Annotated in this window: 14 protein-coding genes; 4 read left to right on the top strand and 10 right to left on the bottom strand. The window is 73.3% G+C overall.

The genetic code is table 11. The features are described 5' to 3' along the window. Window positions 1-86 precede the first annotated feature (86 nt). A complete protein-coding gene (locus tag ACIQU6_RS11915) occupies window positions 87-1211 on the bottom strand; it encodes a glycerate kinase (RefSeq protein ID WP_403481485.1) in 1125 nt (374 codons plus the stop codon). Window positions 1212-1482: 271 nt separating this feature from the next. On the opposite strand from ACIQU6_RS11915, the gene ACIQU6_RS11910 reads away from it, so the two are divergent. Together ACIQU6_RS11910 and ACIQU6_RS11905 are read left to right on the top strand one after the other, a co-directional pair. Further along, window positions 1483-1989: an NUDIX domain-containing protein gene (locus ACIQU6_RS11910; RefSeq protein WP_403481585.1), complete on the top strand. Its 507-nt coding sequence runs from the start codon at window positions 1483-1485 to the stop codon at window positions 1987-1989. Between the two features lie 328 nt (window positions 1990-2317). Next, complete coding sequence (locus ACIQU6_RS11905) at window positions 2318-3133, top strand: nucleotidyltransferase domain-containing protein (protein WP_403481484.1); 816 nt, start codon at window positions 2318-2320, stop codon at window positions 3131-3133. A gap of 471 nt (window positions 3134-3604) precedes the next feature. On the opposite strand, the gene ACIQU6_RS11900 is transcribed toward ACIQU6_RS11905, so the two are convergent. The 6 genes from ACIQU6_RS11900 to ACIQU6_RS11875 all read right to left on the bottom strand — a co-directional run bounded on the left by ACIQU6_RS11900 (window position 3605) and on the right by ACIQU6_RS11875 (window position 10988). After that, entirely contained in the window at window positions 3605-4189 is a 585-nt protein-coding gene (locus ACIQU6_RS11900) for a methylated-DNA--[protein]-cysteine S-methyltransferase (RefSeq protein WP_403481483.1), read from the bottom strand. A gap of 8 nt (window positions 4190-4197) precedes the next feature. After that, window positions 4198-5670 (bottom strand): AlkA N-terminal domain-containing protein, encoded by a 1473-nt coding sequence (locus tag ACIQU6_RS11895; RefSeq protein ID WP_403481482.1) that lies wholly within the window; start codon window positions 5668-5670, stop codon window positions 4198-4200. 346 nt (window positions 5671-6016) lie between these two features. Continuing rightward, complete coding sequence (locus ACIQU6_RS11890; protein WP_403481481.1) at window positions 6017-6547, bottom strand: O-acetyl-ADP-ribose deacetylase; 531 nt, start codon at window positions 6545-6547, stop codon at window positions 6017-6019. 32 nt (window positions 6548-6579) lie between these two features. Continuing rightward, window positions 6580-8001, bottom strand: coding sequence for a phytoene desaturase family protein (locus tag ACIQU6_RS11885; RefSeq protein ID WP_403481480.1), 1422 nt, complete (start codon window positions 7999-8001; stop codon window positions 6580-6582). Window positions 8002-8041: 40 nt separating this feature from the next. Next, window positions 8042-8971, bottom strand: coding sequence for an inositol monophosphatase family protein (locus tag ACIQU6_RS11880; protein ID WP_403481479.1), 930 nt, complete (start codon window positions 8969-8971; stop codon window positions 8042-8044). Between the two features lie 211 nt (window positions 8972-9182). After that, complete coding sequence (locus ACIQU6_RS11875; RefSeq protein ID WP_403481478.1) at window positions 9183-10988, bottom strand: gamma-glutamyltransferase family protein; 1806 nt, start codon at window positions 10986-10988, stop codon at window positions 9183-9185. 145 nt (window positions 10989-11133) lie between these two features. Between ACIQU6_RS11875 and ACIQU6_RS11870 the strand changes: the two genes are divergently transcribed. Both ACIQU6_RS11870 and ACIQU6_RS11865 read left to right on the top strand, forming a co-directional pair. After that, on the top strand, window positions 11134-11898 hold the full coding sequence (locus ACIQU6_RS11870; RefSeq protein WP_403481477.1) for an SIR2 family NAD-dependent protein deacylase: 765 nt from the start codon (window positions 11134-11136) through the stop codon (window positions 11896-11898). Window positions 11899-12018: 120 nt separating this feature from the next. Then, window positions 12019-13086: a biotin/lipoate A/B protein ligase family protein gene (locus tag ACIQU6_RS11865; RefSeq protein ID WP_403481476.1), complete on the top strand. Its 1068-nt coding sequence runs from the start codon at window positions 12019-12021 to the stop codon at window positions 13084-13086. A gap of 42 nt (window positions 13087-13128) precedes the next feature. On the opposite strand, the gene ACIQU6_RS11860 is transcribed toward ACIQU6_RS11865, so the two are convergent. From ACIQU6_RS11860 to ACIQU6_RS11850, 3 genes are all read right to left on the bottom strand, one after another. Then, window positions 13129-14637 (bottom strand): CoA transferase, encoded by a 1509-nt coding sequence (locus ACIQU6_RS11860; protein ID WP_403481475.1) that lies wholly within the window; start codon window positions 14635-14637, stop codon window positions 13129-13131. A 160-nt stretch (window positions 14638-14797) separates the two neighbouring features. Further along, complete coding sequence (locus ACIQU6_RS11855; protein WP_403481474.1) at window positions 14798-15826, bottom strand: GDP-mannose 4,6-dehydratase; 1029 nt, start codon at window positions 15824-15826, stop codon at window positions 14798-14800. A 40-nt stretch (window positions 15827-15866) separates the two neighbouring features. After that, complete coding sequence (locus ACIQU6_RS11850) at window positions 15867-17795, bottom strand: alpha/beta fold hydrolase (protein WP_403481584.1); 1929 nt, start codon at window positions 17793-17795, stop codon at window positions 15867-15869. Window positions 17796-17807 lie beyond the last annotated feature (12 nt).

Here is a 17807-nt window from a genome sequence, read left to right as displayed (position 1 = left end):
GCCCCACCGAGCACGGGAAGAGGCCCCGAGCGGAACCGTCCGCTCGGGGCCTCTTCGTGTGCCGCGGGCGCCGGGGCCGCCCCGGCTCAGGCCAGGAAGTCCCGCGCCAACCGCTCGGCCGCGCGTTCCAGCAGCGGCCCCGCCTCGGCCATGCAGCGGGCCGGGTCGGGCTCCAGGTCCGTCAGCGCGTACGCCCGCCGGATGCCGGCCGCGGCCAGCGCCTCCTGGGGCAGCCGCAACCGCCCGCAGACCGCGGCCACGTCGATGCCCGCCGCCCGCGCCGCCGCGGCGACCCCGGCCGGCGCCTTGCCGTGCAGGGTCTGCGCGTCGAGCGACCCCTCACCCGTGATCACGAACGTGGCCCGGGCCAGCGCCGGGGCGAAGCCCAGCACCTCCAGCATCACGTCGATCCCCGGCCGGAACGCGGCGTCCAGCCCGGCCAGCGCGCCGTACCCGATCCCGCCGGCGGCGCCGGCACCCGGCGCCAGCGCGTGCTCGGCGGCCTTCGGGCCGACGGCCCGCTCCAGTACCTCGGCGTAGTGCGCCAGGGCCGCGTCCAGGACGGCGACGTCCTCCTCGGTCGCGCCCTTCTGCGGCCCGTAGACCGCCGGTGCGCCCTTGGGGCCGGTCAGCGGATTGTCGACGTCGCTGGCGAGCACGATGTCCGTCGCCGCCAGCCGTGGGTCGAGCCCTGAGAAGTCGGCCGTGGCCAGCTCCCGCAGGCCCCCGCCGCCCGGACCGACCGGCGTCCCGTCGGCGGCCAGGAACCGCGCGCCCAGGGCCGCCAACATGCCCGCGCCGCCGTCCGTGGTGGCACTGCCCCCGACGCCGAACACGATCGAGGTCGCCCCCGCGTCCAGCGCCGCCAGCAGCAGCTCGCCGGTGCCGTACGTGGTGGCCGTGAGCGGCGCGAAGACGCCGTGCGGGAGGTACTGGAGGCCGGACGCCTCGGCCATCTCCACCACCGCGGTGCCGTCCTCGCGCAACGCGAAGATGGCCGTCACCGGCTCGCCCGTCGGGCCGGTGACCCGCGCCTCGTGCCGGGTGAAACCGGCCGCCAGCGCCGCCGCGGTCGTCCCGTCGCCGCCGTCCGCGACCGGGACCGCCGCCACGTCCAGACCGGGGACCACGCGCCGCAGACCGGCCGTGACGTGCTCGGCGACCTGCACGGCCGTGAGCGAGCCCTTGAACTTGTCCGCGGCGATCAGCACGTGTGCTGTGTTTGTCCTTGCTGCGTCCGCCACCGTGTTTCCCCTTGCTTTCGAACTGGCAGTCGCGCCGCTGCGACCTTATCCGCCCGACGCCCCCACGAACAGACCGGAAGAAGATCACCGCGCCCCGGCCACCCGCCCCCACCTGCGCCCCATTGCCTCCCCGTTCCCCTCTCTCCTCCCTCCTCCCCATCGCCCCTACCTCCCCGCACATCTCAGGCCCGCGCTTCTCCTCCCGCCGGCCAGCCCCTAGGCTCGCGCCGTGACGACCATGGACGACGACTACGCCTCCTACATCGCCGGCCTGCCACGCGTCCTCGCGGGCGCGGGGGTCATCTTCCGTGACGCGGAAGGGCGCCTCCTGCTGGTCGAGCCCAACTACCGCGACACCTGGGTCCTGCCGGGCGGCACCATCGAGTCGGACACCGGCGAGACCCCGCGCGAGGCCGCCCACCGGGAAACCATCGAAGAGATCGGCCTGGACATCGAGTTGGGCCCGCTGCTCGCCGTCGACTGGGTCCGCAGCGCGGCCCGGCCGCCGCTGGTGTCGTACCTCTTCGACGGCGGGGTGCTGACCCCGGAGCAGTTCGCGACGATCCGGGTGCAGGAGGAGGAGCTGCTGTCCTGGCGCCTGGTCCACTGGACCGAGGCCGAGCCGCTGCTCGCCAAGGACCTGCGGCTGCGCATCCGCGCCGCCCTGGACGCCTTGGACCACGGCCGCGGCCCGGCGGAACTGGAGGACGGACTCGCGCCGGGCGGGCGGCACGGACTGGGGTGAGCCGCGCGGGCTGGAGGGCGCACGTCCTGGGGAGGGCACACGTCTGGGGTGGGCAGGCGCGCTGGTTTTAGGGGCGGTGGGGCCGGCGGCTCGGGCTTGCTGGGAGGTCGGTGGGATCGGCGAGGCTGACCTGGCCGACGGGGCAGGCTGGGGCTGACGGACCGGTCGGGGGTATGGGGGTTGTCGGGGTGGTCGGACCGCTCGGGCCAGTTGGGGTGATCGGGGCGGCCGTTGGGGTTCGGCAGTGCGTAGCTCCCGCCTCGTAGTACCCCAGCATGAGAACCGTGGGTTGATTCCCTCCCCCCACCCGCGCCGTAGCCTCATTCCCATGAAAGAGATCACGGCACGCATCGCACGGGTGCCGGCAGTCGTCGGGGTGATGCTCGGGGGCAGCCGCGCACGAGGAACCAACCGCCCCGATTCCGACTGGGACTTGGGGATCTACTACCGAGGCACACTGGACCTCTCCGCGCTGGCGGCACTGGCCGCGGAGATGACCGGCGGCCCCGTCGAGATACACCCGCCGGGCGCCTGGGGGCCCTGGGTCAACGGCGGGGCGTGGCTGGTCCTGCCCGACGGCAGCCATGTCGACTGGATCTTCCGGGACCTCGACCGGGTGCGGCGGGTGTGGGACGACTGCCGCACCGGCCGCTTCGAGACCGGCATACAGGCAGGGCACCCTCTGGGCTTCTGGTCCCCCGCCTATCCCGGCGAAGTAGCCCTGGGCCGCGTCCTGGCCGACGAATCCGGGGAGTTGAGCCGCCTCAAGGAGGAGACCGGGACCTACCCGGAGCCCCTACGCAAGGCGCTGACGAGCGCCGCCGTCTGGGACGCGGGATTCTCGGTGGCGATGGCGGCCAAGTCCTCCGCGACCTCGGACGTCCTGCATGCCTCCCTGTGCCTCTCCCGTGCGGTGGGCGCGCTCGTTCAGGCCCTGCACGCCCACCACGGCGTGTGGTGCCTCAACGAAAAGGGCGCGCTGGCCACAGTGGCTGCCCTCCCCCACACACCGCCGGGCTTCGCCCCGCACGCCACCACGCTCCTCGGCGAACTCGGCCGCACCAGCGACGAGTTGCGCCACTCACTCGCGCTAGCCGAGCGCCTGGTGGCCGAAGTGCGGGAGGTGGTCATGGCGCGGGCGTGAGGGGACGGCGGGTGCGATGCAGCGGTGCGGGTGCATTGCGGCGAGCGGGAGCATTGCAGCACGCGGATGCATTGCAGCGGTGCGGGCAGGTAACGGCGGCGCTGGCGCGTGGCCGCGCAGGCGGTGTGTGATGGCACGGCCAGCGTGTGGCAGCACGGCCGACGTGTGACGACACAGCCGGCACGTGACAGCTCGCCCGAGCACGTGACGGTGCGGCCGGCATTGCTGATGCGGCGCGGGCATCGCCGCTCCGGTCGGCGTACCCGATAGAGCCGATGAGGGGCGGCTGCGCGCGGGGTGGGGTGGGTGGGGAGGGGGCGGGGGCGGGGCGGGAGGTTGAGGCCCCAGGGGCCCCTCTCAAGCCGCGAGCCCGCCCAGATCGGCGGACCGGCCCACATCGGCGAGCCTCTCCACATCGGCGGACCGACCCAAAGTGGCGAACTGGTCCGGCGGGCGGGGCAGGCGGATGGGTCAGGCGAGCGCCTCCGGCGGGAAGAGGCCGTCGGTGGTGCTTTCGAAGGCGAGGAGGCGGCGTTTGCGGTCGAGGCCGCCGCCGTAGCCGGTGAGGCTGCCGTTCGCGCCGACGACGCGGTGGCAGGGGACGACGATGCCGATCGGGTTGCGGCCGTTGGCCAGGCCGACGGCGCGGGACGCGGTCGGGTTGCCGAGCCGTTCGGCGAGTTGGCCGTAGGAGACGGTCCGGCCGTACGGGATGGCGCACAGGGCGGCCCAGACGCGGCGTTGGAACAGGGTGCCGTGCAGGGCGAGCGGTAGGTCGAAGGTGGTCAACTCGCCCCGGAAGTAGGCGCGGAGTTGGGCGATGGTCTCGGCGAAGGGCGGTTCGGTGGGGTCGGCCGGGGTGCCGAAGGTCTCTTGGGGCGGGCGGTGGCGCTGGTCGGTCATGTAGAGGCCACTGAGGGCGGTGCCGTCGGCGACGAGGGTGAGCGGGCCGACGGGGGTGTCGTCGAGGACGGTGTGGGTGATGGGGCCAGTGGGTTTCGTAGCGCTGGTAGGTGATGTGGGGCCGGTGGGTGTTGTGGAGTTGGGGGTGGGCATGGTGGGGCTCAATTCGTCGGGAGGTAGTTGATGGGGTGGTCGCCGGTGGCCCAGAGGTACTGGACGGCGTAGGCGCGCCAGGGGCGCCAGCGGGCGGAGTGACGGATGAGGGCGGCGGGCGTGGCCGGCATGCCGAGGTTGGCGGCTGCGCGGCGGAGGCCGAGGTCGGTGGGGGTGAAGGCGTCGGGGTCGCCCAGGGCGCGCATGGCGATGGATTCGACCGTCCAGGGGCCGATGCCGGGAAGTTCGGTGAGTCGGGCGCGGGCCTCGTCCCGGTCGCTGCCGACGCCGAGTTGGAGGGTTCCGTCGGCGAGGGCGGCGACGAGGCCGGTGAGGGTGGTGCGCCGGGTGCGGGGCATGGCGAGGGTTTCGGGGTCGAGTTGGGCGAGGGCGGTGGCGCGGGGGAAGAGGTGGGTGAGGCCGCCGCCGGGGTCGTCGACGGGTTCGCCATGGGCGAGGACCAGGCGGCCGGCGTGGGTGCGGGCGGCGGCGGTGGAGACCTGTTGCCCGAGGACGGCGCGGACCGCGAACTCGTCGGCGTCGGCGGTGCGCGGGACGCGGCGGCCGGGGGCCTTGTCTACCAGCGGCGCGAGTTGGGGGTCGCTGCGCAGGAGTCCGTCGACGGCCTCGGGGTCGGCGTCGAGGTCGAGCATGCGGCGGCAGCGGGCGATGGCGCCGGCGAGGTCGCGGAGGTCGGCGAGGGAGAGGCGGCAGTCGATGTGGTCGGGGCGGGGGGTGAGGGCGACGATGCCGTGGCCGTAGGGGAGGTCGAGGGTGCGGCGGTAGGCGCCGTTCCGCCATTCCTCGACGCCGGGGACGGCGGTGGCGGCGAGGTGTCCGAAGAGGTTGTCGAGGTTGAGGGGTTGGCGGAAGGGGAGCCGTAGGGCGAGGGTGCCGGGGGCGGTGGTGTGGGGTCCGGGGCCGGTGCGGGTACGGAGTTCGGTCGGGGAGAGGCCGAAGACCTCGCGGACGGTGTCGTTGAAGGTGCGGATGCTGGCGAATCCGGCGGCGAAGGCGATCTCGGCCATGGGCAGTGCGGTGGTCTCGATCAGGAGCCGGGCGGTTTGGGCGCGTTGGGCGCGGGCCAGGGCGAGGGGGCCGGCGCCGAGTTCGGCGAGGAGCTGGCGCTCGATCTGCCGGGGGCTGTAGCCGAGTTGGGCGGCCAGGCCCGGGACGCCCGCGCGGTCGACGATGCCGTCGGCGATCAGTCGCATGGCGCGGGCGACCAGGTCGGCCCGCTCGTCCCATTGCGGGGAGCCGGGGCTGGCGTCGGGGCGGCAGCGTTTGCAGGCGCGGTAGCCGGCTTGCTGGGCGGCGGCCGCGCTGGGGTAGAACGTCATGTTCTCGGGCTTGGGGGGCACGACCGGGCAACTGGGCCGGCAGTAGATGCCGGTGGTGCGGACGGCGGTGTAGAACCAGCCGTCGAAGCGGGCGTCCTTGGACTGCACGGCGCGGATACAGCGCTCGGTGTCGGTGTGCATGTCTTCAGGATTGCTCAGTCGCGGGGGCCGCGCTGGCGGAAATCCGACATCGACCTTGGCTCATCAGGGCGGACGCCAGTTCCCCTCGTCACCTCGGTTGGTGCCCGTGCCGTTGCCTGCCCTGTTCCTGGTCCCTGGCCTGGTCCGTTGCCTGCTCTATGGCCTGGTCTGTTGCCTGGTCCGTTGCCTGGTGCGTCGCGGTCCGTGCGGTCCGTCGGCCGTCGGTCCGGGCCGAGCGGTCGGGCTCCCGCGTCGCCCGGCTGTCGCTCCCGTTCCCGCTCCCCCGTCTGCGGGGCTGATCGGGCGCGGAGGCGTTCCGGAGGTCAGCCGGCGGCGTCAGGGGTGTTCAGTCCTCGGCGAGGGCGGCCTCGTAGGCGGTGCGGGCGCGGTCGTCGAAGACCACGAAGCGGATCTCGTCGAAGGCGTCGGGGGTGGCGGCGAGCGCGGCGCGGACGGTGGCGACGGCGGTGCGGGCGGCGTCGGCGAGCGGCCAGCGGTAGACGCCGGTGGAGATGGCGGGGAACGCGACGGTGCGGGCGCCGAGTTGGGCGGCGGTGCGCAGCGACTCGGTGTAGCAGGAGGCCAGTAGGGCGCTGCGGTCCTCGGTGCTGGAGTGGACCGGGCCGACGGTGTGGATCACCCAGCGGGCGGGGAGTCGGCCAGCGGTGGTGGCGACGGCCTGGCCGGTGGGCAGGCCGCGGCCGTAGTGGCCGGCGCGCAGGGTGCGGCACGCGTCGAGGATGTCGGGGCCGCCGCGGCGGTGGATGGCTCCGTCCACGCCTCCGCCGCCGAGGAGGGAGGAGTTGGCGGCGTTGACGACGGCGTCGACGGCCTGTTCGGTGAGGTCGCCCTGGATGAGGGTGAGGGTGGTGCTCATGGGGTGAGCGTAGGGGTTGGCCGGTGGTGAGGTCAGTGGCCGGTGGTGCGGAGGCGGCGCCAGACGGCCTTGGCGGCGTAGTGGCCGGACATGCCGTGGACGCCGGGGCCGGGTGGGGTGGCCTGGGAGCAGAGGAAGACGGCTGGGTGGGCGGTCTCGTAGGGGACGCGGGTGAGTTTGGGGCGGATGAGGAGGCGGAGGCCGGCGGCGGAGCCGGTGGCGGTGTCGCCGCCGACGTAGTTGGCGTTGCGGGTGGCGAGTTGTGGGGGGCCGGCGACGGCGCGGGCCAGGATCAGGTCGCGGAAGCCGGGGGCGAATCGTTCGATCTGTCGCTCGACGACGTCGGTGGCGTCGCCTTCCCAGCCGTTGGGGACGTGGCCGTAGGCCCAGAAGGTGTGGTTGCCCTCGGGGGCGCGGGTGGGGTCGATGAGGCTGGGTTGAGCGGTGATGAGGAAGGGGACGGAGGGGTCGCGGCCTTGGGTGGCGGCGTCCAGGGCGGCGGAGATTTCGCCGCTGGTGGGGCCGATGTGGACGGTGCCGGCGCGGTGGGCGTCGGCGGCGGTCCAGGGGACGGGGCCGGAGAGCGCGTAGTCGATCTTGAAGACGCTGGGGCCGTAGACGACGTTGCGGTAGGCGTTGCCCAGGCCGGCGATCCGGGCGAGCGCGGTCGGGGAGGTGTCGAAGACGTAGGCGCGGGCGGGCGGGAGGTCGTCCAGGCGCTTGACCTCGAAGTCGGTGTGCAGGACGCCGCCGTGGGCGCGGAGCAGGCCGGCCAGGGCGTCGGAGATGGCCTGGGAGCCGCCGCGGGGCACCGGCCAGCCGTTGGCGTGGGCGGCGAGGGCGAACATCAGGGCCAGGCCGCTGGTGCCGAGGCCGCGGAGCGGGGCGATGGCGTGTGCGGCGAGGCCGGCCAGCAGGCCACGGGCCTTCTCGTCCTGGAAGCGGCGGTTGAGGAGGGTGACGGGCTGCAGGGCGACCAGGCCGAAGCGGGCGTAGGTCACCGGGTCCTGGGGCAGGCCGAGCCATTGGGTGCGGAGGAAGTCGTGGGCCATGGCGTCCCACTTGCCGATGAACGGGGCGATGAGCCGGCGGTAGGTGCCGGCGTCGTGCGGCCCGAAGGACATCGCGGTCTCGCCGACGGAGTGCGCGAGGACGGCGGCGGTGCCGTCGGGGAAGGGGTGCGCCATCGGGAGGTCGGGGTGGAGCCATTTCAGGCCGTGCCGTTCCAGGGGCATGGCGCGGAAGGCGGGTGAGCCGGCGGCGAGTGGGTGGACCGCGGAGCAGGGGTCGTGGCGGAAGCCGGGGAGGGTGAGTTCTTCGGTGCGGGCGCCGCCGCCGATTCCGTCGCGGGCCTCGAAGACCTCAACGGACATGCCGCGGCGGGCGAGTTCGACCGCCGCCGTCAGGCCGTTGGGTCCGGATCCGATCACCACGGCGTCGAGCATCGTCGGCACCTGCGCCACTCCCCTCGTGTCCGACCCTCGTCGGTGAGGGTCAGTTGGCGGCCGCCAGCAGTCCGAGGATACGCCGCGCCGTTGCGGCGTCCCGTGCCGCGGTGAAGGGGAGCGCGTTGCCGCCCTGGATGCGGAAGGGTTCGCCGGCGATCGTGCCGCTGGCGCCGCCGGCTTCGTGGACGAGGAGGAGTCCGGCGGCGTGGTCCCAGGAGTTCTCCCAGCTGAAGGCGGTGGCGTCGAGCCGGCCCTGGGCTATGTGGAGGTATTCGAGGCCGGCCGAGCCGCAGGGGCGGGGGGCGACGCCGGGGGTGTTGAGGGTGGCCAGGGCGCGCTTCTGGTCGTCGTTGGTGAAGTCGGGGTGGGAGGTGGCGACTTCGAGGGGGGCGTCGGGCGCGGGGTGGCCGGCGGTGAGGGGCGTGCCGTTGAGGCGGGCGCCGGCGCCGCGGAGCGCGGTGGCCATCTGGTCGAGGGCGGGCGCGTACGTCCAGGAGGCGAGGACCTCGCCGCGGTGGGCGAGGGCGACGAGGGTCGCGAAGCCGGGGTCGCCGTGGACGAACTGGCGGGTGCCGTCGACCGGGTCGACGATCCAGACCAGGGCGTCGCCGTGGAGGGCGTCGAGGACGGTGGGGTCGGCGTGCACGGCCTCTTCGCCGACGACGAGGGAGCCGGGCAGGAGCGCGGTGAGGGCGGCGGTGAGGTGCTCTTCGGCGCGCCGGTCGGCGACGGTGACGAGGTCGTGGGGGCCGTTCTTCTCGACGATGTCCTCGGCGGCGAGCTGCCGGAAGCGGGGCATGATCTCGTCGGCGGCGGCCTGCCGGATGGCGGCCTCGACGGCGGCGAGGTCCAGCCCGGAGAGGCCCGGGGTGGCCGGGGTGGTGGCCGTGGGTGTCGCGGGGGTGGTGCTGGGGGTGACGGCGTCGGTGAGCTCCGTGGTGTCTCCCGCGGTGTGGGTCTTCAGTGCTTCGATCATGCATCCATCGAACCACGTGCCACTGACACTCCGGACGGCCTCCCGGTGAACTCCGGGTGCTGTGCGGGCTACGGGAGGGTGCGGTGGGAACCGGAGTGGGGTCGTTCGCCCGCCCCCGACCTGCGGATGTCACCGCGGGTGGAGGGCGGACGACGGAGCGGTACGACGTGGGTCCGGCCGCGTCCTCCGGAGCGGTCCCGGCCGTTGTGGGTCAGCGGCCGACCGCGTATCCCTGCATGCCGCGGGGGTTGGCGGCGGCCGACAGCACTCCGGTGCGGGGGTCGCGGGCGACGGCGCACAGCCGTCCCTCCGTCCAGGCGCCGCCGATCGTCACGTCATGGCCGCGGTGGCACAGTCCGTCGATGATGGGCTGGCCGACCCGGGATTCGACGGTGACGCTGCCGGGGCGCATGGTGCGCGGGTAGAAGGAGCTGGGGAAGGAGTCGGTGTGCCAGTTGGGGGCGTCGATGGCGCCTTGGAGGTCGAGTCCGCCGCGGACCTGTGGGCGCAGTGCCACGGACAGGAAGAAGTTGAGCTGCCATTGGTCCTGTTGGTCGCCCCCGGGGGTGCCGAACGCCATGACGGGGACGCCGTCGCGCAGGGCGAGGGAGGGGGTGAGGGTGGTGCGGGGGCGGCGGCCGGGGGTGAGGGAGTTGGGCAGGCCGGTTTCGAGCCAGGTCATCTGGAGGCGGGTGCCGAGGGGGAAGCCGAGTTCGGGGATGACGGGGTTGGACTGGAGCCAGCCGCCGGAGGGGGTGGCGGAGACGAGGTTGCCCCAGCGGTCGACGATGTCGAGGTGGCAGGTGTCGCCGCGGGTGGCGCCGTCGCGGGCCACGGTCGGTTCGCCGGCGCCGGTCGCGGGGGTGGCCAACGGGTCGAAGCCGCGGGCGCCGGTGGCCACCGCGAGGGCGTGTTTGCTCAGGCGCGGGGTGCGGCCGTCGGGGTTGCCGGGGCGCAGTGCGTGGGAGGCGCGGTTGTCGATGAGGGCGCGGCGGGCGGTGTTGTAGTCGGCGCTGAGGAGGGTGGTGAGTGGGACGTCGTCGGTGGCGTCGCCGTACCAGGCTTCGCGGTCGGCCATGGCCAGTTTGCAGCCCTCGATGAGCAGGTGGACGTAGTCGGGGCTGTCGTGGGCGGGCAACTCCTCGGGGAGCAGGGCGAGTTGTTGGAGGAAGGCGGGGCCCTGGGTCCAGGCGGCGGCCTTGGCGACGGTCCAGCCGTGCCAGTCGTGGGTGACCGGCTCCTCGTAGGTGGCGGTGAAGGCGGTGAGGTCGTCGCCGGTGAGGGTGCCGGCGTGGCGTTCGCCGGAGGTGTCCATGGTGGGGCGGGCGGCGAAGGCGGCGAGCGCCTCGCCGATGAAGCCCTCGCGCCAGATGCGGCGGGCGGCCTCGATCTGCGTTTCGCGGTCGGTGGCGGTGGCCTCGGCCTCGGTGAGGAGGCGGCGCCAAGTGGCGGCCAGGGGGCGGTTGGTGAGGAGTTCGCCGGGGCGGACGCCTTGGCCGCCGCGGAGGTAGAGCTCGGCGGAGGTGGTCCACTCGGTGGTGAAGAGTTCGCGGACGGTGGCGATCGTCTGCCCTATGCCTTCGACGGCGGGGTGGCCGTGTTCGGCGTAGCCGATGGCGTAACGGAGCACGTCGGCCAGGGACTTGGTGCCGTGGTCGCGCAGCAGCAGCATCCAGGCGTCGAAGGCGCCGGGGACGGCGGCGGCGAGCGGTCCGGTGCCGGGCACCAGGTCGAGGCCGAGGGAGGTGTAGTGGGCGACGGTCGCGCCGGCGGGGGCGGGGCCCTGGCCGCAGAGCACCTGCACCGGTCCGTCGGCGGGGGCCAGGATGAGGGGGACCTCGCCGGCCGGCCCGTTGAGGTGCGGTTCGACGACGTGCAGGACGAATCCGGCGGCGACGGCGGCGTCGAAGGCGTTGCCGCCGTCCTCCAGGACGGCCATCGCGGATTGGGAGGCCAGCCAGTGGGTGGTGGCGGCCATGCCGAAGGTGCCTTGGAGGGTGGGGCGGGTGGTGAACACGGGCGGCTCCTCGGGGTCGTGGGGCGTGCCACCGGGTGCGTGGGCGGTGGTGGCGTTCCGATCAGTCGTAGCCTCCCCGTGTGGCCCGGATTCTCACCCGGGATTCCCCCTCGCCCGGTTCCAGCGCGTTCCGTAGGCTCGCTCCATGAGCAGTGCTGATGCCCTGAGCGGTGTGGACGGCAGGTTGGTGCGTCGTCCCTTGGTGGTGATCCTGAGCGGTGCCGGGATCTCCACCGATTCCGGGATTCCCGACTACCGCGGTCCGCAGGGGGTGTGGCGGCGCGATCCGGAGGCCGAGAAGCTGGTCACCTACGAGACGTACATGGCGGATCCGGAGATCCGGCGGCGGGCGTGGCGGATGCGGCGGGAGAGTCCGGCGTTGCGGGCGCGACCGAATGCGGCGCACGAGGCGGTGGCCCGGTTGGAGCGGTCGGGGACGCCGGTGCGGGTGATCACGCAGAACGTGGACGGTCTGCATCAGCTCGCCGGGGTGCCGGCCCGCAAGGTGTTGGAACTGCACGGCACGGGGCGGGAGGTGGCGTGCACGCGGTGTCATGCCCGGTCGTCGATGGTCCAGGCGCTGGAGCGGGTGGCGGCGGGCGAGGCGGATCCGGCGTGCCTGGTGTGCGGGGGGATCCTGAAGTCGGCGACGGTGATGTTCGGGGAGCGGTTGGATCCGCGGGTGTTGGGCGAGGCGGTGGGGGTGGCGAAGGCGGCGGAGGTGTTCTTCGCGGTGGGGTCCACGCTGCAGGTGCAGCCGGCGGCGTCGCTGGTGGGGGTGGCGGCGGAGCACGGTGCGCGGCTGGTGATCGTCAACGCCGAGCCGACGCCGTACGACGGCTTGGCCGCGGAGGTGGTGCGGGAGCCGATCGGGACGGCGTTGCCGCGGCTGTTGGGGGCGCTGGGCTGACACCGGAGCGATCCGGTCCCTTTTGCCGGGAATGCTGGTGGTCGCGTTACGGTTGACGCCGCTGCCGGCCGCGCGCCGTGCGGGGGAACGGGCAGCCGGTTGTGGAAGGGCGGTAGGGCCGTGCAGGGCAAGCACCACGGTGAGTACAAGGTGCCGGGCGGCAAGCTGGTGGTCGTCGACCTCGATGTGGTGGACGGGGCGCTGCGGGACGTGCGGGTGGCCGGGGATTTCTTCCTGGAGCCGGACGAGGCGCTGGACGCCATCAACGGTGCGTTGGAGGGCGCGCCGGCGGAGACCGATGCGCGCGGGTTGGCCGCCCGGATCGACGCGGCGTTGCCGGCGGGTGCGGTGTTGTTCGGGTTCAGCAGCGAGGCGGTGGGCGTCGCGGTGCGGCGCGCGGTCGCGGGCGCCCGGGAGTGGACGGACTTCGACTGGCAGATCATCCACGAGGGGCCGCAGCCGCCGGCGTTGCACATGGCGCTGGACGAGGTGCTGACGGCCGAGGTCGCCGCGGGGCGGCGGCCGCCGACGCTGCGGGTGTGGGAGTGGGACCGCCCGGCGGTGATCATCGGCAGCTTCCAGTCGTTGCGCAACGAGGTCGATGCGCAGGGCGCGGAGCGGCACGGCGTCACGGTGGTCCGGCGGATCTCCGGCGGCGGGGCGATGTTCGTGGAGCCGGGCAACACCATCACCTACTCGCTGTGCGTGCCCAACTCCCTGGTGCAGGGCCTGACGTTCGCGGAGAGCTATGCCTATCTGGACGACTGGGTGCTGGGGGCGCTCGGCGACATGGGCATCAAGGCGTGGTACAAGCCGTTGAACGACATCGCGACGGAGGCCGGCAAGATCGCCGGGGCGGCGCAGAAGCGGATGGTGGCGGGAGACGGTGCGGTGCTGCACCACGTGACGATGTCCTACGACATCGATGCGGAGAAGATGGTGCAGGTGCTGCGGATCGGCAAGGAGAAGCTGTCGGACAAGGGCACCACCAGCGCGAAGAAGCGGGTGGATCCGCTGCGTCGGCAGACGGGGCTGCCGCGGGACGAGGTCATCGCGCGGATGATCGCGTCGTTCCGGGCCCGGTACGGCGGGGCGATGGGGTCGGTGTCGGCGCAGGAGCTGGCGCGGGCCGAGGAGTTGGCGGCGGGGAAGTTCAGTTCTCGGGAGTGGCTGACGCGGGTGCCGTAGGGGCGCCCGGCGGCCGGTGGGGGCCGGCCGCGGGCCGGGCGGTCAGGGGCGGGCCAGCCAGGCGGGGCGGTCGGCGCCGCGGTGGCTGAGGACGGTGCGGTAGCGGCCGGGGGTGGCGGACATGACGACCTGGTCCGTGACGCCCTGGTAGTGGCCCATGGGGGTGTCGGCGGTGAAGGTCTCCAGCGGGTGGTTCTCGTGCGGGCCGGGTGTGCCGGCGGTCTCGCGGGCGTAGTCCTTGTCGAAGACGCCCATGCTCACCGCCCAGAGGGCGACGCGGGTCAGGGAGATGTGGACGCGGTAGCTGCCGCCCTCGACGGCGCGGCGCCTGAGGGCGCGGCCGATGCCGGCGGCCAGCAGCCAGCCGCAGATGTTGTCGTTGATGACGCCGATCGGCGGCAGCGCGGGCCGGCCCTCCTCGCCCTCGAACATCAGCATCCCGGAGACGGCGCCGGCCACTTGGTCGAAGCCGATCCGGCCGGCCCACGGGCCGGTGCGGCCGTGCAGGGACACCGTGGCGTGCACGATGCCGGGGCGCAGGGCGGCCGCCTCTTCGGCGGTCAGGCCGATCCTGGCCAGGTAGCCGGGGCGGCGGTTGGCGAAGAACACGTCGGCGCCGCGCAGCAACTCCCGGACGGCGGCGGCTCCTTCGGGCCCGTAGGGGTCGAGGGTGGCCTGGCGCATGCCGACGTTGGCGGTGCAGTAGAGGGTGTCGTGCTCCAGCTCGAAGGGGCGCCAGAGGTTGAGGACGTCGGCGCCGTGCAGGGCGAGGGCGCGGCCGGCACCGGCGCCGGCGATGACGTGGGCCATGCCGAGGGCGCGGATGCCGTCGAGGGGTTGGGCGGCGCCCGCGGGGAAGGGTTCGGGGTCGCTGTCGCCGATCTTCTCGATCTCGATGAGCGGCAACTCGGCGAGCACGTCGCGGTATTGGGGTTCGGCCATCAGTTCCGCGGTGGTGCGGACCATGGGCAGGACGGTGCCGGCCTGCTCGGCGGCCGCTTCGAGGTCGGTGGCGCGCCAGGTGGCGATGGCCGCCGCGGCGGCGGAGGCGTCGTCGGGGATGCCGAGGAGCTTCGTGGCGGCCAGGCTGAGCTTGGGGTAGAAGTTGGCCGGCATGATCCAGCGGTCGTCGGCGGTGCGGTAGAAACCGATGGTGACGCCGTCGCCGACGATCGCGGGGGTGGCGGGCGGGTAGCCGTTGAGGCGTTCCCAGCGGCCGGGCTCGGAGATGGGGGCGAGGCGGCGGGGGCCGCGGCGCAGGTCCATGGTGATGTCCTGGCCGGCGCCGCCGCGGTCGCGCCAGATCGCCGCCGCCACCGCGGACTTGGTGACGAGGGCGAGCGCCGAGGCGGCGCCCAGGCGCAGCGGGCTGGGGACGATCGGGTCGGCGCCGTGGAAGGTGATGGCGCCGCCGGTCTCGTCGGGCGTCATGCCGATTCCGGCGAGGACGTCGGCGAGTTCGCGGTGCGGGTCGAAGGCGTCGTCGGTGGCCGGGGCCGCCAGCGCGGCGGTGAGGCGTTCGGTCAGGCGCGGCGCGGACGGCTCGGGCACGGGGTGCTCCTCGGTGTCGTCGATGGGGGCGACGGTCAGGGCGGTGGACGGGGGCGGCGCGGGGCCACGACGCCCAGGGTCGGGGTCCCCGGGCGCGGTGCCGGGGCGGGGCGGGGCGCCCGCTGGTGCCGGGGACCGCCGGGTAACGGGGGGCGGTGGCTCACCATTCGCTGAACAGGTACTCCTCGCGGTTGGGTTGGGCCTGGCGGCGCAGGTCCGCCTCCACCATCAGCTCGATCAGTTCCCGGAAGTTGACCTTGGGCTTCCAGCCGAGCTCCGCCTCGGCCTTGGCGGGGTTGGCGCAGAGGGTGTCGACCTCAGCCGGGCGGACCAGCGCCGGGTCCAGGTAGACGTACTCGTTCCAGTCCAAACCGACGGCTTCGAAGGCGATTTGGAGCACATCGCGGACCGAGTGCATCACGCCGGTGCCGATGACGTAGTCCTGGGGCTCGTCGCGTTGCAGCATCAGGTGCATAGCCTGGACGTAGTCCGCGGCGTAGCCCCAGTCACGCCGGGCATCGAGGTTGCCGAGCGGCAGCTTGGACTGCAGGCCCAGCTTGATCCGGGCCGCCGCGAGGGTGATCTTGCGGGTGACGAACTCGGTGCCGCGGCGCGGCGATTCGTGGTTGAACAGGATGCCGGAGACGCCGAACATGCCGAACGACTCACGGTAGTTCTTGGTGATGAAGTGGCCGTAGGTCTTGGCGACGCCGTAGGGGCTGCGGGGGTGGAAGTGGGTCGTCTCGTGCTGCGGGGTCTCGGTGACCTTGCCGAACATCTCGGAGGACGACGCCTGGTAGAAGCGGATCTGTTGACCGCTGGGTGCCGAGGTGGAGCCGTTGAAGCCGCTGAACATGCGGATCGCCTCCAGCATGCGCAGCACGCCCAGGCCGGTGACACCGCCGGTGAGTTCGGTCTGCTGCCAGGACAGCGGGACGTAGGAGATGGCGCCGAGGTTGTAGACCTCGTCGGGCTGGGCGAAGTCGAGGGCCTTGACCAGGCTGCTCTGGTCGAGCAGGTCGCCGTCGACGAGCTTCACATCGGGCAGCAGCCGGTTGATGCGGGGCCGGTGCGGGTTCGCCTGACCGCGTATCAGGCCCCAGACCTCGTAACCCTCGCTGAGCAGGTGCTCGGAGAGGTAGGAGCCGTCCTGCCCGGTGATTCCGGTGATGAGTGCGTGTTTGGCCATGTGCTTTCCCCCAGATGCCTGGTGACTGTGTTGTGGACGGTTATGCGCTCGCCATGCGCCCTGAGGCGATCCAGTCGTCGACTGCCCGCGCCGCTTCCTCCGCGTGGTCCCGCATCATCGTGAAGTGGTTGCCCGGTACGTCGATCGCGGTGTGCGGGAATTCCAACGTGGCCTGCCAGTCGTCTTCTCCGGACCACGCGCCCAAGGGTTCGGTGGCCCGCAGCAGCAGGGTGGGTGCGGCGGTCGGTCGCGGCCGCCAGTCGGCGAACAGTTTCGAGTGGGCGGCCGATGCGGTGATCCGGGTGTCGTCGAGGGCGACGAACGCACCGTCGCGGTCGAGCACCCCCTCGGTGAGCTCCTTCTCCCAGGTCAGGAGACGGTCCATGATCCGTGGCTCGTACATGTCGCTGAGCACGACGGCGCCCGGGCCGCTCCCCTGCTCCTCCAGGCGGCCGGCCAGGGCCTGGGCGATCAGTGCGCCTCCGGAGTGGCCCATGAGGACGAACGGCCGTCCGTCGGCCAGTCGTTGGACGGCGTCCGCCTGGACCGCCAGCAGTGCGTCGAGGTCGGCGGCCACCGGTTCGCCGGCACGGTAGCCGGGCACCGGCAGCGCCCAGAGGTCCCGGCGGCCACGCAGCGGCGCGGCGAACCGCACGAACTCGTGCGGGCCGGACGTGGCGACGAATCCGCAGCAGCCGATCAGCAGCGGCCCCGCCTCGCCCCGGGCCAGGCGGACGGGGGGCGGCAACTCGCCCGCCCCGTCCGGCCCGTGGTAAGCCGGTCGGTACGCGGACAGGCCGGCCATGGCCAGCATGAACTCCCGTACCCGGTCGGTGCGCACCGCCTCGCGGTACATCTCCCCCAGCGCGCCGGGGCCGCTGGCCCGGCCGGAACCGGGGGCGGTGGCCCCGCCCAGTTCGCCGTGGAGGTGCGCGGCGAGCTCGCGGGGCGTCTGGTGGTCGAAGACGACGCCGACGGGGAGCGGGAGGCCGGTGGCGTCGCCGAGGCGGTTGCGCAGTTCGGTGGCGGTCAGCGAGTCGATGCCGCATTCGGTGAACAGTGCGCCGGTGTCGATGAGTTCGGGACCGTCGTAGCCGAGGACCTCGGCGGTGAGCGCGCGCACCAGGTCCAGCGCGGCGTCCTCGCTGTCCGGCGGAACGGTGCGGGGCGGGGCGGACTCGGGGCACTGCTCGGGTGCGGTGGTGTCCGGGGCGACCGCGGCGGGCTCCGGCGCGCCTCGGGTGCGGGGGCGCGGCCAGTAGCGTCGGTGCTGGAAGGCGTAGGTGGGCAGGTCGACCGTGTGGGCGCCGGCGAGCAACGGGCCCCATGTGGTGTCCACGCCCTGGGCGTTGAGCCGGGCGACGGCGGTGAGCAGCGCATGCACCGGATCGCGGTCGGCGCGTTGGGTGGCGACGCAGTCGGCATCGGAGCCGTCAAGGGTGGCGGCGGCCAGGGCGGTGAGGACGCCGTCCGGGCCGACCTCCACGAACCGGGTCACACCGGCATCGAATGCCGCGCGCACCGCGTCGGCGAACCGCACCGCCTCCCGCACCTGCCGCACCCAGTACGCGGGCGAACACAACTCGTCAACGGAAGCGACCTGACCGGTAAGCGTCGAGACCACCGACAAGCGCGGCGCCCGATACACCAACTTACCCGCCACCGCAGCGAACTCATCGAGCATGCCATCCATGCGAGGGGAGTGAAAGGCATGCGAGACCCGCAGACGATGGGCCTTCCGACCGTGCGCCAGAGCCCACTCACGTACGCCCTCGACGGCGTCAGCGTCACCAGAGACCACGACCGCGCCCGGACCGTTGACCGCAGCGAGCGACACCAACGCACCCACATGCTCAACGATCTCGTCCTCACCGGCCTGGACAGCAAGCATCGCCCCACCCTCCGGCAACGCCTGCATCAACCGACCACGCGCCGCAACCAAAACGCAGGCGTCCTCCAACGACAACACCCCCGCCACATG

Origin of the sequence: Streptomyces sp. NPDC090442 (assembly GCF_044769405.1) — a bacterium.
GTDB lineage: Bacteria > Actinomycetota > Actinomycetes > Streptomycetales > Streptomycetaceae > Streptomyces.
Note: the sequence above shows the minus strand (reverse complement) of the source record. Positions and strands in the feature narration are given on the sequence as shown.

Coding starts and splice junctions, on each gene's coding strand:
- ACIQU6_RS11910 (WP_403481585.1), top strand. CDS start 1,483: ATGGACGACGACTACGCCTCCTACATCGCCGGCCTGCCACGCGTCCTC.
- ACIQU6_RS11905 (WP_403481484.1), top strand. CDS start 2,318: ATGAAAGAGATCACGGCACGCATCGCACGGGTGCCGGCAGTCGTCGGG.
- ACIQU6_RS11900 (WP_403481483.1), bottom strand. CDS start 4,189: ATGCCCACCCCCAACTCCACAACACCCACCGGCCCCACATCACCTACC.
- ACIQU6_RS11895 (WP_403481482.1), bottom strand. CDS start 5,670: ATGCACACCGACACCGAGCGCTGTATCCGCGCCGTGCAGTCCAAGGAC.
- ACIQU6_RS11890 (WP_403481481.1), bottom strand. CDS start 6,547: ATGAGCACCACCCTCACCCTCATCCAGGGCGACCTCACCGAACAGGCC.
- ACIQU6_RS11880 (WP_403481479.1), bottom strand. CDS start 8,971: ATGATCGAAGCACTGAAGACCCACACCGCGGGAGACACCACGGAGCTC.
- ACIQU6_RS11870 (WP_403481477.1), top strand. CDS start 11,134: ATGAGCAGTGCTGATGCCCTGAGCGGTGTGGACGGCAGGTTGGTGCGT.
- ACIQU6_RS11855 (WP_403481474.1), bottom strand. CDS start 15,826: ATGGCCAAACACGCACTCATCACCGGAATCACCGGGCAGGACGGCTCC.